Annotated in this window: 20 protein-coding genes and 1 tRNA gene; 14 read left to right on the forward strand and 7 right to left on the reverse strand. The window is 66.8% G+C overall.

The genetic code is table 11. The features are described from left to right. Positions 1 to 12: 12 nt before the first annotated feature. From MXB53_RS01980 to MXB53_RS02040, 13 genes are all read left to right on the forward strand, one after another. The gene (locus MXB53_RS01980) at positions 13 to 534 is read left to right on the forward strand and encodes a 30S ribosomal protein S13 (RefSeq protein WP_248895532.1); all 522 of its coding nucleotides are present in this window, start codon (positions 13 to 15) and stop codon (positions 532 to 534) included. Next, the gene (locus tag MXB53_RS01985) at positions 531 to 1058 is read left to right on the forward strand and encodes a 30S ribosomal protein S4 (RefSeq protein ID WP_248895533.1); all 528 of its coding nucleotides are present in this window, start codon (positions 531 to 533) and stop codon (positions 1056 to 1058) included. The genes MXB53_RS01980 and MXB53_RS01985 overlap by 4 nt, the downstream gene beginning before the upstream one ends. Beyond that, on the forward strand, positions 1055 to 1447 hold the full coding sequence (locus MXB53_RS01990; RefSeq protein WP_248895534.1) for a 30S ribosomal protein S11: 393 nt from the start codon (positions 1055 to 1057) through the stop codon (positions 1445 to 1447). Before MXB53_RS01985 ends, MXB53_RS01990 begins: the two co-directional genes overlap by 4 nt. Before the next feature lie 4 nt (positions 1448 to 1451). Then, positions 1452 to 2201: a DNA-directed RNA polymerase subunit D gene (locus tag MXB53_RS01995; protein WP_248895535.1), complete on the forward strand. Its 750-nt coding sequence runs from the start codon at positions 1452 to 1454 to the stop codon at positions 2199 to 2201. 127 nt (positions 2202 to 2328) lie between these two features. Further along, positions 2329 to 2413 (forward strand) — tRNA-Leu (locus tag MXB53_RS02000). 20 nt (positions 2414 to 2433) lie between these two features. Next, the gene (locus MXB53_RS02005) at positions 2434 to 2784 is read left to right on the forward strand and encodes a 50S ribosomal protein L18e (RefSeq protein ID WP_248895536.1); all 351 of its coding nucleotides are present in this window, start codon (positions 2434 to 2436) and stop codon (positions 2782 to 2784) included. After that, positions 2781 to 3218 (forward strand): 50S ribosomal protein L13, encoded by a 438-nt coding sequence (locus MXB53_RS02010; protein WP_248895537.1) that lies wholly within the window; start codon positions 2781 to 2783, stop codon positions 3216 to 3218. The genes MXB53_RS02005 and MXB53_RS02010 overlap by 4 nt, the downstream gene beginning before the upstream one ends. Beyond that, complete coding sequence (locus tag MXB53_RS02015; RefSeq protein ID WP_248895538.1) at positions 3212 to 3610, forward strand: 30S ribosomal protein S9; 399 nt, start codon at positions 3212 to 3214, stop codon at positions 3608 to 3610. Before MXB53_RS02010 ends, MXB53_RS02015 begins: the two co-directional genes overlap by 7 nt. A gap of 12 nt (positions 3611 to 3622) precedes the next feature. Next, positions 3623 to 3814 (forward strand): DNA-directed RNA polymerase subunit N, encoded by a 192-nt coding sequence (locus MXB53_RS02020; RefSeq protein ID WP_248895539.1) that lies wholly within the window; start codon positions 3623 to 3625, stop codon positions 3812 to 3814. Then, a complete protein-coding gene (locus tag MXB53_RS02025; RefSeq protein ID WP_049936586.1) occupies positions 3811 to 3990 on the forward strand; it encodes a DNA-directed RNA polymerase subunit K in 180 nt (59 codons plus the stop codon). Before MXB53_RS02020 ends, MXB53_RS02025 begins: the two co-directional genes overlap by 4 nt. Continuing rightward, entirely contained in the window at positions 3987 to 5192 is a 1206-nt protein-coding gene (gene eno / locus MXB53_RS02030; RefSeq protein WP_248895540.1) for a phosphopyruvate hydratase, read from the forward strand. The genes MXB53_RS02025 and eno overlap by 4 nt, the downstream gene beginning before the upstream one ends. Then, on the forward strand, positions 5189 to 5956 hold the full coding sequence (rpsB, locus tag MXB53_RS02035; protein WP_248895541.1) for a 30S ribosomal protein S2: 768 nt from the start codon (positions 5189 to 5191) through the stop codon (positions 5954 to 5956). The genes eno and rpsB overlap by 4 nt, the downstream gene beginning before the upstream one ends. A 93-nt stretch (positions 5957 to 6049) precedes the next feature. Further along, the gene (locus tag MXB53_RS02040) at positions 6050 to 7003 is read left to right on the forward strand and encodes a zinc-dependent metalloprotease (RefSeq protein ID WP_248895542.1); all 954 of its coding nucleotides are present in this window, start codon (positions 6050 to 6052) and stop codon (positions 7001 to 7003) included. Here the strand turns inward: MXB53_RS02040 and MXB53_RS02045 are convergent. Genes MXB53_RS02045 through MXB53_RS02055 form a run of 3 tightly spaced genes read right to left on the reverse strand, consistent with a single transcriptional unit; the run spans position 7000 to position 8225 of the window. Then, on the reverse strand, positions 7000 to 7224 hold the full coding sequence (locus tag MXB53_RS02045; RefSeq protein ID WP_248895543.1) for a hypothetical protein: 225 nt from the start codon (positions 7222 to 7224) through the stop codon (positions 7000 to 7002). The genes MXB53_RS02040 and MXB53_RS02045 overlap by 4 nt on opposite strands. 1 nt (position 7225) lies before the next feature. Beyond that, positions 7226 to 7600: an AtzH-like domain-containing protein gene (locus MXB53_RS02050; protein ID WP_248895544.1), complete on the reverse strand. Its 375-nt coding sequence runs from the start codon at positions 7598 to 7600 to the stop codon at positions 7226 to 7228. Positions 7601 to 7634: 34 nt separating this feature from the next. After that, positions 7635 to 8225 (reverse strand): methyltransferase family protein, encoded by a 591-nt coding sequence (locus tag MXB53_RS02055; protein WP_248895545.1) that lies wholly within the window; start codon positions 8223 to 8225, stop codon positions 7635 to 7637. 82 nt (positions 8226 to 8307) lie between these two features. Between MXB53_RS02055 and MXB53_RS02060 the strand changes: the two genes are divergently transcribed. After that, the gene (locus MXB53_RS02060) at positions 8308 to 8964 is read left to right on the forward strand and encodes a helix-turn-helix domain-containing protein (protein ID WP_248895546.1); all 657 of its coding nucleotides are present in this window, start codon (positions 8308 to 8310) and stop codon (positions 8962 to 8964) included. Here MXB53_RS02060 and phoU read toward each other — a convergent pair. From phoU to pstC, 4 genes are all read right to left on the reverse strand, one after another. Beyond that, positions 8961 to 9644, reverse strand: a complete 684-nt coding sequence (phoU, locus tag MXB53_RS02065; protein ID WP_248895547.1) for a phosphate signaling complex protein PhoU — start codon at positions 9642 to 9644, stop codon at positions 8961 to 8963. The two genes, MXB53_RS02060 and phoU, sit on opposite strands and share 4 nt — an antisense overlap. 143 nt (positions 9645 to 9787) lie before the next feature. Continuing rightward, positions 9788 to 10666, reverse strand: coding sequence for a phosphate ABC transporter ATP-binding protein PstB (gene pstB / locus MXB53_RS02070; protein WP_283102221.1), 879 nt, complete (start codon positions 10664 to 10666; stop codon positions 9788 to 9790). 3 nt (positions 10667 to 10669) lie between these two features. Continuing rightward, on the reverse strand, positions 10670 to 12268 hold the full coding sequence (pstA, locus tag MXB53_RS02075; RefSeq protein WP_248895548.1) for a phosphate ABC transporter permease PstA: 1599 nt from the start codon (positions 12266 to 12268) through the stop codon (positions 10670 to 10672). A gap of 1 nt (position 12269) precedes the next feature. Further along, positions 12270 to 13229, reverse strand: coding sequence for a phosphate ABC transporter permease subunit PstC (gene pstC, locus MXB53_RS02080; RefSeq protein ID WP_248895549.1), 960 nt, complete (start codon positions 13227 to 13229; stop codon positions 12270 to 12272). Positions 13230 to 13241 lie beyond the last annotated feature (12 nt).

Consider the following 13241-nt stretch of genomic DNA (forward strand, 5'->3'; position numbering starts at 1 on the left):
ACATTCAAACCAATGAGTGCAGAAGAACCACAGGACGGCTCCCCCGAGGACGACGAAGACCTTCGGTACTTCGTCCGAATCGGCCAGACCGACCTCGACGGGACGAAGGCCGTCGAGCGGAGCCTCACCGACATGAACGGCATCGGCAAGCGCACGGCGCGCATCGTCGCCGACGCGGCCGACGTGGATCGAACCGCCACGTTCGGGCGCCTCGACGACGACGAAATCGACCGCGTGATCGAGGTCGTAGAGCACTTCGACGACGAGGTTCCGGAGTGGATGGTCAACCGGCGAAACGACTTCTTCACCGGCGAGAGTGACCACCGCACCGGCTCCGAACTCAGCCAGACGCGCACGCAGGACATCAATCGGATGAAGATGATCGACTGCTACCGCGGCGTCCGGCACAAGCGCGGACAGAAGGTGCGCGGCCAGCGGACGAAGTCCACCGGCCGCACCGAAGGCACCATCGGCGTCAACGTCGAGGCCATCAAGGAAGACATGGCCGAAGAAGCAGCTGAGGAAGAAGAATGACGACCGGCAAGAACACCAAGTTCTACGAGACGCCGAACCACCCGTACCAGGGCGAGCGCATCGCCGAGGAGGCCGACCTCCTCGGGCGCTACGGCCTGAAGAACAAGCAGGAACTCTGGCGGTCGCAGTCCGAACTGCGATCGATGCGCCGCGAGGCGCGACGCCTGCTTGGCGAGGCCCAGGGCGATGTCGAGGTCGCGGGCGAGGCAGGCAGCGAGTTCGTCGCCCGCCTCCAGCGGCTCGGCATCCTCGGGAGCGAGGACGACATCAGCGACGTCCTGTCGCTGGAAGTGACGGACCTGCTCGAACGACGGCTGCAGACGGTCGTCTACCGGAAGGGGCTGGCAAACACGCCCCATCAGGCCCGTCAGTTCGTCAACCACGGCCACATCACGGTCGACGGCGCGCGCGTCCAGCGCCCGTCGAAGAAAGTGGAGGTCGACGAGCAGGACGCCGTCGCGTTCGACGAGACGAGTCCGCTCGCCGACGAACTCCATCCTGAACGCGCGGAGGCCCAAGAATGAGTGCTGAAGAACAAGAGAGCAAGTGGGGCATCGCCCACGTCCACGCATCGTTCAACAACACCCTCATCACCATCACGGATCAGACGGGAGCCGAAACCCTCGCCAAGTCGAGCGGTGGAACCGTCGTGAAGCAGAACCGCGACGAAGCATCGCCGTACGCCGCGATGCAGATGGCCGAAGTGGTCGCCGAGGAAGCCCTCGACGCCGGCGTCGAGGGCGTGCACGTTCGCGTGCGCGGTCCCGGGGGCAACGACAACAAGTCCCCCGGGCCGGGCGCACAGGCGACGATCCGAGCGCTGGCCCGTGCCGGGCTCGAAATCGGCCGCATCGAGGACGTAACGCCGATGCCACACGACGGCACCCGCGCGCCGAAAAACAGCCGCCTCTAACATCATGGTAGCCGACTTCGACGTCGAGTTCATCGAACGAGACGACCGGAACGCACGCTTCCTCGTGCGAGGAGCCACGCCGGCGCTCGCCAACGGCATCCGCCGGGCGATGATCGCCGACGTGCCGACCTTCTCCATCGACACCGTTCGGTTCGTGGAGAACTCGTCGGTGATGTTCGACGAGATGATCGCGCTGCGTCTGGGGCTGGTGCCGCTGACGACCCCCCTCGACGACTTCGAGGAGGGCGACGAAGTGACGCTGGCGCTAGACGTCGACGGCCCGGCAACGGCCTACTCGGGCGACATCGAGACGTCCGACGAGATGGTCGAACCGGCCGACGACAACGTCCCGGTCATCGAACTCAAAGAGCAACAGCGGATCGAACTCGAGGCGGACGCCGTACTCGACAGCGGTCGGGAACACGCCAAACATCAGGGCGGCGTGGCCGTCGGCTACCGCCATCTCCAGCGCATCGAAGTCGTCGGCGACGCCGGCGAGTTCGACGAGCAGGAGCCGAACATCCTTCGCGGGGTCATCGAGACGGAGGACGGCGAACTCGTCGCGACAAGCGAGTTCGACCACGACCTCACGAACCGGTATCCCGACAAGGAAATCGAGGTACACGACGTGTCCGACGCGTTCGTCTTCCACGTGGAAACGGACGGGTCGTTCAGCGTCGAGGAACTGGTCACGCGCGCCGCCGAATCCATCGGCGACCGCGCGGCGGAACTAGAAACGAAAGTCGCAGCTTAGGACCCCACTATGCCCCGGACCCCAACCCAATCGACGTCCGCCGCCGTCGGGAGCGCACGCTGTGCGTCCCGGCGCGGGGTGGCTATCGAAAGTGGTTTGAAGGGGCGCCCGGTACTGCGACGTGCGTGCAGGGATAGCCAAGTCAGGCCAACGGCGCAGCGTTCAGGGCGCTGTCCCATAGGGGTCCGCAGGTTCAAATCCTGCTCCCTGCACTCCCTTTTGGAGGTAGACAATGAGTAAGACGAATCCGAGACTCAATAGTCTCATCGCCGAGTTGAAGGCGGTCGCGCGCGAATCCGGCGCCAACGTCTGGCAGGATGTCGCGACCCGCCTGGAGAAGCCACGGCGCACCCACGCGGAGGTCAACCTCGGGCAGATCGAACGATACGCCCGAGAGGACGAGACCGTCGTCGTGCCCGGCAAGGTGCTGGGCAGCGGTGTGCTCGAAAAGAACGTAACCGTCGCCGCTGTCGACTTCTCGTCGACGGCGCGCACGAAGATCGAACAGGTCGGTGACGCCGTGACGCTGGATCGGATCGCCGAACAGAACCCCGAAGGCTCCAACGTGCGGGTGATCCGATGAGTCTCGCCGAGTTCGACGCGGACGTCGTCGTCGACGCCCGGGACTGCATCATGGGTCGGGTCGCCAGCGAGGTGGCCCAGCGCGCCCTCGGCGGCGATCGCGTCGCCGTCATCAACGCCGAGGACGCGGTCATCACCGGCAACGAGGAGGACACGATGGCAACCTACCGCAAGCGCACGGAACTCGGCTCCGACAGCGGGCCGTACTACCCCAAGCGCCCCGACCGCATCTTCAAGCGGGCGGTTCGCGGGATGGTGCCGTACAAGACGTCGCGTGGACGCGAGGCGTTCGAGAACGTCCGCATCTACGTCGGCAACCCCTTCGACGAGGACGGCGACGTGCTCGAGGGCACGTCGCTGGACCGCCTCTCGAACATCAAATTCGTCTCCCTCGGAGACGTCTCCGAACAACTGGGTGCGAACGTCACATGGTAACTAACACGAGCGGCAAGAAGAAGACGGCCGTCGCCCGCGCTACGGTGCGCGATGGGGAAGGCCTCGTGCGTATCAACTCCCAGCCCGTCGAGCTGGTCGAACCGGAGCTGTCCCGCCTGAAGATGCTGGAGCCGTTCCGCATCGCGGGCGAGGACCTGCGCGAGACGGTCGATATCGACATCAGCGTCTCCGGCGGCGGCTTCGCGGGCCAGGCGGACGCGGTGCGGACCGCCATCGCCCGCGGGCTGGTGCAACACAACAACGACGCCGAACTCCGCGACGCGTTCATGGAGTTCGATCGGTCGCTGCTGGTCAACGACGTCCGGCAGTCCGAACCCAAGAAGTGGGGCGGCCCCGGCGCACGGGCCCGTTACCAGAAGTCCTACCGCTGAGGTGATCCACCCATGATGATTCCAGTCCGGTGTTTCACGTGCGGCAAGGTCATCGGCGAGCACTGGGAGGAGTACCAGGCCCGCCTCGACGACGACGAGGACCCCGCAGAAGTCCTCGACGACCTGGGCGTGACCCGGCACTGCTGTCGACGGATGTTCGTCTCGCACAAAGACCTGGTCGACGTGGTGTCACCCTACCAATGAGCCAGGGACGCTACAACCGCTACGAGAAGGCGCGGATCCTCGGGGCGCGAGCCCTGCAGGTGTCCTACGGCGCGCCCGTTCTCGTCGAGACCGAGCAGTCCGAACCGATCCTCGTTGCGGCCGAGGAGTACGACGCCGGCGTGCTTCCCTTCACGGTCAGGCGGGAGGGCAAATGACGCTGATTCGCTCGGTGAGTCTGCGCCGCATCCTCGACTCGCGGGGGAACCCGACGGTCGAGGCAGACGTCCTGACGGAGTCCGGCGGCTTCGGCCGCGCGGCCGCACCGAGCGGTGCGTCGACCGGCGAGTACGAGGCGATCGAACTACCGCCCGGCGAGGCCATCGCCGCGGCGCGCCAGCACGCCAGCCCCCGCCTCGTCGACGAGGTGTACGCGGGCAACCAGCGCGACGTCGACGCCGCCCTGCACGGAGCGGACGGCACCGACGACTTCTCGGGCATCGGCGCCAACAGCGCGGTCGCCATCTCGATGGCGGCGGCAAAAGCCGGCGCCGACGTTCTTGGTGCGCCGCTGTACCAGCATCTCGGCGGCACGTTCCGCGGAGAGAACTTCCCGATTCCGCTGGGGAACGTCCTCGGCGGCGGGGAACACGCCAAAGCGGCCACCGACATCCAGGAGTTCCTGGCGGTGCCCCTCGGCGCGCCGAGCGTCTCCGAGGCCATCTTCGCCAACGCCGCGGTCCACGAGCGTATCGGCGAGATCCTCGACGAACGCGACGTGCCCGCCGGCAAGGGCGACGAGGGCGCGTGGGCGCCCGCCGTCACGGACGCCGAGGCGTTCGAAATCGTCGACGAAGCGACCGACGACGTGGCCGACGACATCGGCTTCGACATCGGCGTCGGCCTCGACGTGGCGGCCTCCGAACTCTACGACGCCGACGCCGGCGTCTACCGCTACGGCGACGGCGAGCGGACGCCCGACGAACAGATCGACTACATGGCCGACCTGGTCGAGGAGTACGACCTGGCCTACGTCGAGGACCCCGTCGAGGAGGACGACTTCGACGGCTTCGCGACGCTGACCGAACGGGTCGGCGACCGGACGGTCCTCTGTGGCGACGACCTCTTCGTGACCAACGTCGAGCGACTGCAGCGCGGCATCGACGCGGGGGCGGGCAACGCCATCCTCGTCAAGCCGAACCAGATCGGGACGCTCTCCGACGCCGTCGACGCGGTCGAGATGGCGTCCCGAAACGGCCTCGACGTGGTCGTCTCACACCGCTCGGGCGAAACCGAGGACGCGACCATCGCACACCTCGCCGTGGCGACCGACGCCCCCTTCATCAAGACGGGGACGGTCGGTGGCGAGCGAACTGCCAAACTCAACGAACTCATCCGCATCGCGGAGGACGCTGTATGACAGACAACGACAACGAACTCGAAGACCCGGATGTCGACGAGGGTGAGGCGGCCCCCGAGGCCGACGCCGCCCCCGACGCCGGAACGGAGGACGAACCGACCGCCGAGGCGGCCGACGAGGCGGCCGAGGCCGAAGAGGAAGAGGCGGGCTCCCCGTTCGACGAGAACGTGATGCCCGACGAGGAGGCCGACCTCCTCATCCCCGTCGAGGATTATCTCGGCGCTGGGGTCCACATCGGCACTCAGCAGAAGACCCAGGACATGGACCGGTTCATCCACCGCGTCCGTGACGACGGGCTGTACGTGCTCGACGTGAGCCAGACCGACAAGCGCATCCGCACGGCGGCGGATTTCCTGGCCAACTACTCGCCGGAGCAGGTGCTGGTGACCTCCTCGCGACAGTACGGCCGGTTCCCGGCCGAGAAGTTCGCGGAGGCCATCGGTGCCCGCGCCCGCACCGGGCGGTTCATCCCGGGGACGCTGACGAACCCCGACTACGCCGGCTACATCGAGCCCGACGTGGTCGTCGTCACCGACCCCATCGGCGACGCACAGGCGGTCAAGGAGGCCATCACGGTCGGCATCCCCGTCATCGCCATGTGTGACTCGAACAACCAGCTCAGCAATGTCGACCTCGTCATTCCGACGAACAACAAGGGTCGACGCGCGCTGTCGGTCGTCTACTGGCTGCTCGCCAACGAGACGCTCGACCGCCGCGGTGCCGAACCGGCCTACGCCCTCGAGGACTTCGAGGCCGGCATCTAACCGGTCACCGATCACTTTTGCTGCTGCCACGCGGGGAGCGGCGGCCATGGATCGGCGCGGAAGCGTTTTCCGTCGGTGCCGACTCGCAACCGTATGGATCTCTTTCGGAGCGCCAGAGCCGTCACCGGCGCGTCGGGGCGCGGCCACGTCGACTGGACCGCGGTCGCGGAGGCCGCGAAAGCCAGCACCGACGCGGGCGATCTGGCGCTGAGCGACGCCGAGCTGTCGGGCTACGCGACCGACGTTCGGGAGGCCCGCGAGCGACTCCAGACGCTCGGCGACGTCGAATTCGAGCTGCCCGACGTGATCGAGATCCAGAACCGGCACCACTGGATCGACGCCAACGTCGACACCTTCCGGCGCGTCATGGCGCCGGTCGAGGAACACGGCACCACCCCGCTGCTCCCCGACCTCACCCGCGTCATCAACACGGGGACGCTGTCCGTGCTGCTGGCCTTCCTCGGGCGGAACGTCCTCGGACAGTACGATCCGCTCCTGCTCGCGGAAGGTGATCAGGACCACGGCCTCTATTTCGTCCACCCGAACATCGAGCACGTCGCCGAAACGCTCGACGTGTCAGTGCCCCGGTTCCGGCGATGGATCGCGTTCCACGAAGTGTCGCACGCCGCGGAGTTCGGGGCCGCCCCCTGGCTGTCCGACCACCTCGAAACCCGCCTCGAACACGGCATCGAGGCGCTCGTGGCGGGCGACCTCGACCGGGAGGCGTTCGCGGAACTCGACACGACCATGACCGCCGTCGAGGGGTACGCCGAACTGCTGATGGACCGCGCGTTCGACGACGACTACGCCGACCTGCGAGCCAAACTCGACGCGCGCCGGAGCGGCGGCGGCCCGATCCAGCGTCTGGCCCGCCGCCTGCTGGGCCTGGGGCTGAAACGGCGGCAGTACGAGCGCGGCGCCGCGTTCTTCCGTGCCGTCGCCGACGAGCGCGGGCTCGCAGGGGCGAGCGCCGTCTGGGACCGGCCGGAGAACCTGCCGACCGACGCCGAACTCGACGATCCCGAGCAGTGGCTCGCGCGGGTTTAGCGCCGCGTACCGCGCCACTCCCGGCCGACGCGGACGAGATAGAAGAGGAGCACGGCGCCGACGAGGAGGCCACCGCCGACGGCCGCGAGCGCTGTCTCGGGCGTCGCCCCGGTGGCGAGCGCGACGAACCCACCGGAGAGCCCCACCAGCGCGACGAAGACGATCCTGAGCCGTCGGGACGCCGCCCGTCGTTTCTCCTCCGTGAGGCTCGATTCGACCATCTCAGTCCACGTACGGCGTGCTGACGTGCATGCCGACGAAGCGCCAGTCGCCGTCCGATCGTTCCATGGTCCCGCTCCACCGCGTGGAGAGGGCGTACTCGTGGTCAGCGTCGGTGTCGGTCCAGGACATGAACACCGCATCGGAGAACCAGGCGTGGTCGTCGCGTTCGGTGACCCGAAGCGCCTGGCTCTCGACGGTCCAGTCCTCGGTGGACCGGGTCTGGGCGCGCAGTCCGTCAGCGATCGCCTCGTAGCCGACGAGTCGCTCGCCGACGCCGAACTTGACGACATCGGGACGCTCCGCGAAGTAGGGATGGAGCGGGTCGCCGTTGCGGAGCGCCGCGTAGTACGCCTCGATGGTCCCCGCCGCGTTCATGCGGGGAACGTCGCGCCGGCGGAGGTTAACTCTTTCAGGACGATCGAACGCTCGCGACGGCCCGGCGAACCGTCCGCACGCCGACGAATCGGGGAACGCGTGCAGCGTACTGATCGTACGCGTCGCCGAACTCGGCGCGCAGATGCGGCTCCTCGGCCCGCGGCAACAGGAGGACCCAGCCGACGTGTATCGCCGCGAGGACGGCAAGCAGCAGCGAATCGGCAGCCAGCGCGAAGCCGGCGACGCCGACGATCATCCCCAGATACTGCGGGTTCCGGGTGTAGGCGTACGGTCCGTCGGTGTAGAGGTTGCCGGTCACTCCCATCGTCTCCGCCGACCGCATCGTCCGAGCACCCCACGCGAACAGCGCGGTGCCGAGAACGGTGAGACCGACGCCGGCCAGCGAGAGCGGGGCGGCAAGCCTCCAGCTCCCCCAGTCGAGGTCGGCGACGGCGAGCAACGCCACGTCGAACACGCCGACGAGCGTCCAGTGACAGTAGTACGCCGGCGTGCGATCACCGGGCGGCCACCACTCGTGGTCGGTCAGCAGCGTTCCGAGGACGATGCCGTAGACGCCGGCGGCCGACACGAGGCCGGCGCCGAAGGCGAGTTGTATCGGCGTCATATGTCGGCCATCGGCCCGGGAGCCGGAGTGCCGACTGCCTCAGCACCGAGGTTTTTATTTATACATTCATCACATCGTCCCGATGAAACAGCTCCAGCTGCGGATCCACCACGCGGGCGAACAGATCCACCCGATGCACGCCTTCGAGATGGAACACGAGCGCGTCGAGTGGGCGGAACTCCGCCACTGGAACACGGTGTTCGACGAGACGAACGCCCAGGTGTTCCGGGTCCGGGGCGACCCCGAGGTGTTCCGGGCGAAGTTGGCAGAGCGCGACGCCACGGTGGCCTACAGCGTCACCGAGGCGGTCGATGGCGTGTTCTACTGCTGTGTGCGTGACCGGGTGACGGCGGCCGACCGGCGGTATCTCGACGCGTTCGCCCGTGGGACGCTGGTCGTGGTACCACCGATTCGCTTCAACGGCGACGGGACGACGGAGCTGACGCTCGTGGGGACGGCTCCCGACCTCGACGCCGCCGTCAACGCGTTACCGGACGGGATGCGAGCGACCGTCCAGTCGATCGGACCGTACCGCCGCCGGGCCGGGACGCCGGAGGCAGGCCTGACGGACAGGCAGTACGAAGCGGTCGCCGCCGCCGTCGAGAGCGGCTACTACGACTCGCCACGCGAGGGGTCGGTGGCGGACGTAGCCAGGGAGATGGGTATCGCGCCCGGGACCGCGGCCGAACATCTCCGGAAGGCCGAAGCGACGGCCATGCAGCGGCTTTGTCGCCGTTAGTACAGCAGTTCGTCGTCGTTCTCGACCATGTAGAGCGTGCGGGCCGCGACGTTGACGGCGTGGTCGCCCACCCGTTCCAGGTCGCGGATGGTGAGCAGGAGTCGGGAGACGTCCTGCATGAGCACCTCGATGTCCTCGTCGGCTTCCTCATCGGCGAGATAGTCGCCCTCGATGAGGTCGCGCACGACGAGTTCGCTCGCGGCCTCACACATCGCGTCCACGTCGTCGTCGCGGTCCGCGACGGCGTAACACGCGTCGACGTCCTCGTTGGCGTAGGCGTCCATCGCGTCTTGGAGCATCTCCAGGGTCGTCCGACCGATGCGTTGCATGTCCACGTCGGGGAAGAGGTCACGCTCCGCGTCGAGCGTGTAGCCGCCGAGGTTCACCGCGAGGTCGGCGATGCGTTCGAGGTCCGTGATGATCTTGAACGACGCCGCGATGAAGCGCAGGTCGCTGGCGACGGGTTGTTGGAGGGCGATCAGGTCGACACAGGTGCCCTCGAGTTCGAGGTACATCTCGTTGATCTCGTCGTCGCCCTCGATGACCTCTCGAGCGAGTCGTTCGTCTTTCCGTTCCAGTGCGTCGAGTCCCGCTCTGAGCCGCTCCGCAACCACCTCACTCATGTAGAGAACGTCGTCGCGGAGGTCCTCGAGCGACGACTGATAATCGGTTCGAGCCATACGTCCTGTCTCGTCTCAACTACCCTAAGCGTTATCCCCTACGTACTGATGCGGTTTATTGTACGTCAGCACCGGTGGGTCTCCACTCCGTCTTGGTGACCCACCGGTAGACAGTTACAATAATCTGTATGAAGGCGGCGCAGTCAGCCGAACTTGCCCGTGATGTAGTCCTCGACGCGCTGGCTCTCGGGGTTCTCGAAGATCTTCTCGGTGTCGTCGAACTCGACGAGTTCGCCACCGGTCAGGAACACGGCCGTCTTGTTCGAGATGCGCGCCGCCTGCTGCATGTTGTGCGTGACGATGACGACCGTATACTCCTCGGCGAGTTCGGAGATGAGGTCCTCGATCTGGGAGGTGGCGACGGGGTCGAGCGCGGAGGCGGGTTCGTCCATCAGGATGACTTCGGGGTCGGGGGCGATGGCCCGCGCGATACAGAGGCGCTGCTGTTGGCCGCCGGAGAGTTCGAGGCCGGACTCGTCGAGTTGGTCTTTGACTTCGTCCCACAGCGCCGCCCGCTTCAGCGACTCTTCGACGATTTCGTCGTGGTCGCCCTCCTTGTCCTGGATCTTCAGGCCGTAGGCGACGTTGTCGTAGATGCTCTTGGGGAAGGGGTTGGGGGACTGGAACACCATGCCGACGCGGCGGCGGAGCGCCACGGGGTCGACATCGTCGTCGTAGACGTTCTTCCCGCGCAGGTAGAGGTCGCCCTCGACGCGGGCGGCGTCGATGAGGTCGTTCATCCGGTTGATACACCGGAGGAACGTCGACTTGCCACAGCCCGAGGGGCCGATCATGGCCGTCACCTGGTTCTCGGGGATTTCGAGGCTGATGTCCTGCAGCGCCTGGTCGTCGTTGTACCAGACGTCGACGTTCTCCGCGCGGACGACGGTGTCGGCCTGCATCGTGGGGCTGGTGGAACTCACGCTGTCGCTGACGTCGGTCTGGATGGCCATGTCGTCGGCCGTCGGATCGTCGGACGATTCGTCGGCGGCAAACGACGTCTTGGGGTCACTGTCTGTCATGGGTTACTGATCACTCTGGTATTTGTTGCGCAGCACGATCGCGATCGAGTTCATGCTGAGCAGGACGATGAGGAGGACGACGACGCCCGCGGGGACGGCGGCCTGATAGAACGGTTCGCTGGCGAACAGACTCGCCCAGGCGTACACCTGCAGGGGCATCGCGCTCACTTTCGAGGAGAAACCGGTCGGCAGCGAGAAGAGGACGTTCGGCGCGCCGATCATGATGAGTGGCGCCGTCTCGCCGATGGCGCGGCCGAGCGCCAGGATCGTCCCCGTCAGAATCCCGGGAAACGCCCGCGGCAGGACGACGTTTTTGATGGTCTGCCAACGCGTCGCCCCCATGCCGTAGGAGGCCTGACGCATCTCGTCGGGGACGCTCCGAAGCGCCTCGCGGGCGGAGATGATGACGATGGGCAGGATCAGGAGCGCGAGCGTCGCGCCGCCGATGAGGACGGTCCCGGTCGGCTGGCCGAGATACGTGACGAACACGCCGAGACCGAGCAGCCCGTAGACGACGGAGGGGACGCCCGCCAGGTTCGAGATGTTGACGTCGATGAACCGGGTGAAGCGGTTGTCGGGGGCGTACTCTTCGAGATAGACCGCGGCGCCGACACCGAGGGGAAAGGAGAGGGCAGCGACGGTGACCATCAGCAGGATCGAGCCCCCGATGGCGGGGTAGAGGCCGGCCTGGGCGGCGGTCCCGCTGTGGGCGTTCGTGAGGAACTGCCAGTCGAGCCACGATCGGGGGCCGTGAAAGCCCAGGGCATCGACCGCCACGGCACCGACGAGGGCGCCGCCGAGGATCACACCGGCGAAGGCCAGTCCAGTCTGGCGGTCGGCGTTGCGCCGGACGGTGCCCACGGCGTAGCCACCAGTCGGGACGACGGCGACCGCCATCACGACCAGACCGGGAACGGAACTGACGCCGACGAGCGGGCCGGCGATGCCCGCGAGCACGATGGCCGCGACGGCGACGACGAACGCCAGGGCGAGGGCCCGGCGGCCGCCCTCGGCGGCGACGTAGCGGCCAACGAGGGCGGCGACGGGGATACCGATCGAGAGCGTCAGCATGATCCAGTCGCTCGGATAGACGGGCAGTGATCGGACGAAAGCGGGGACGAACAGCACCGACAGGACGACCACCGCCCCCGCGAGGCCGAAGCGAGCGAGGAAGGGAAGCCGCCGGTCGAGGCGTTCGAGGCCGACGACGGCCGCGAGCGAGATGCCGAGCGCGAGCACGTAGCCGAACCAGGTGACCGGTTCGACGATGTCGACGAAGATCATCGCCGCGCCGCCGGCGAACATGGTGCTGACGGCGAGCATACCGACGACCGCGGCGCCGAATTTGAGCGAGGGAACGTCGGTGCGGAGGAGATAGCTACCGGCTACGAGCGTCGGAAGGACGAGCGTCAGGAAGAAGGTGAGATGCCAGCCGGGGTCGGCGGTCAGCGGCTGGATGGCGTCGTTGGCGACGTAGATCAGGAGGATCGTCAGCGCGACGATGCCGAAGAGCGTCGCCGCGAGCAGGAGATACCGGAAGACGGTCCCGACGGTTCGGCTAACGTGGCCGAAGCCCTCAATGCGGTTGTCACCCGTTGCCATCTCAGTACTCCTCCCGATACCGCTGTGCGACGAGGTCGCTGATGATGTTCATGATGAGCGTGATAATGAAGAGAGTGAGACCGATGGCGAAGAGACTCCGGTAGGCGATCCCGCCGCCCGTGATGTCGCCGGTGAGGAGGTTCACCATTGCGGCGGTCATCGGGAGGGCGCCTTCGAGATACGCGGCGGGATTGAGCGGGTTGATGAGGTTGGCCTGTGAGCCGGCGGCGACGGTGACGGCCATCGTCTCGCCGATGGCCCGCGAGAGCGCGAGGATGAACGAGGAGAAGATGCCCGAGAGGGACGCCGGGACGACGATGCCGACGGAGACGTCGAACTTCGTCGCACCCATGCCGTAGCCCGCCTGCCGGAGGGAGTCGGGGACGGCGGACATCGCGTCCTCGCTGATGGAGGCGACCATCGGGATGATCATGATTCCGACGACGATGCTGGCCGAGAGCATGTTGAACGTGCCGAGTTGCGGGATGATCGTCTGCAACGCGGGCGTGATGTAGACGACGGCGAAGAAGCCGTAGACGACGGTCGGCACCCCCGCGAGCACCTCCAGCGCGGGCTTCAGTATCGATTGGGCGCGCGCGCTTGCGTACTCGCTGAGGTAGATGGCCGTCGCGACGCCGAGCGGAAGGGCGACGACAGCGGAGCCGATGGTGATCGCGAGCGTCGCCGAGACCAGCGGCAGGACGCCGAACTGCTGGTTGTTGATGATCCACTTGGTCCCGGTGAGGAAGTCGACGACCGACGCGGTGGCCCCTTCGACGCCCATCAGGGGCGCCGTGATGGTGAAGAACTTGGCCGCCTCGGTGGTCAGCAGGACGATAATGCTGATCGTCGTGACGATCGAAAGCACCGCACACAGGAAGAAAAACGACCGCGTTAGGAGTTCCTGTGGCGCGTTCTCCGTCCGGCGGGTGAGGTCCTGTCCGATATCGTCCGTGCTCATCTAGTACGTGGT

This window comes from Haloplanus sp. XH21, from assembly GCF_023276355.1.
GTDB classification, from domain to species: domain Archaea; phylum Halobacteriota; class Halobacteria; order Halobacteriales; family Haloferacaceae; genus Haloplanus; species Haloplanus halobius.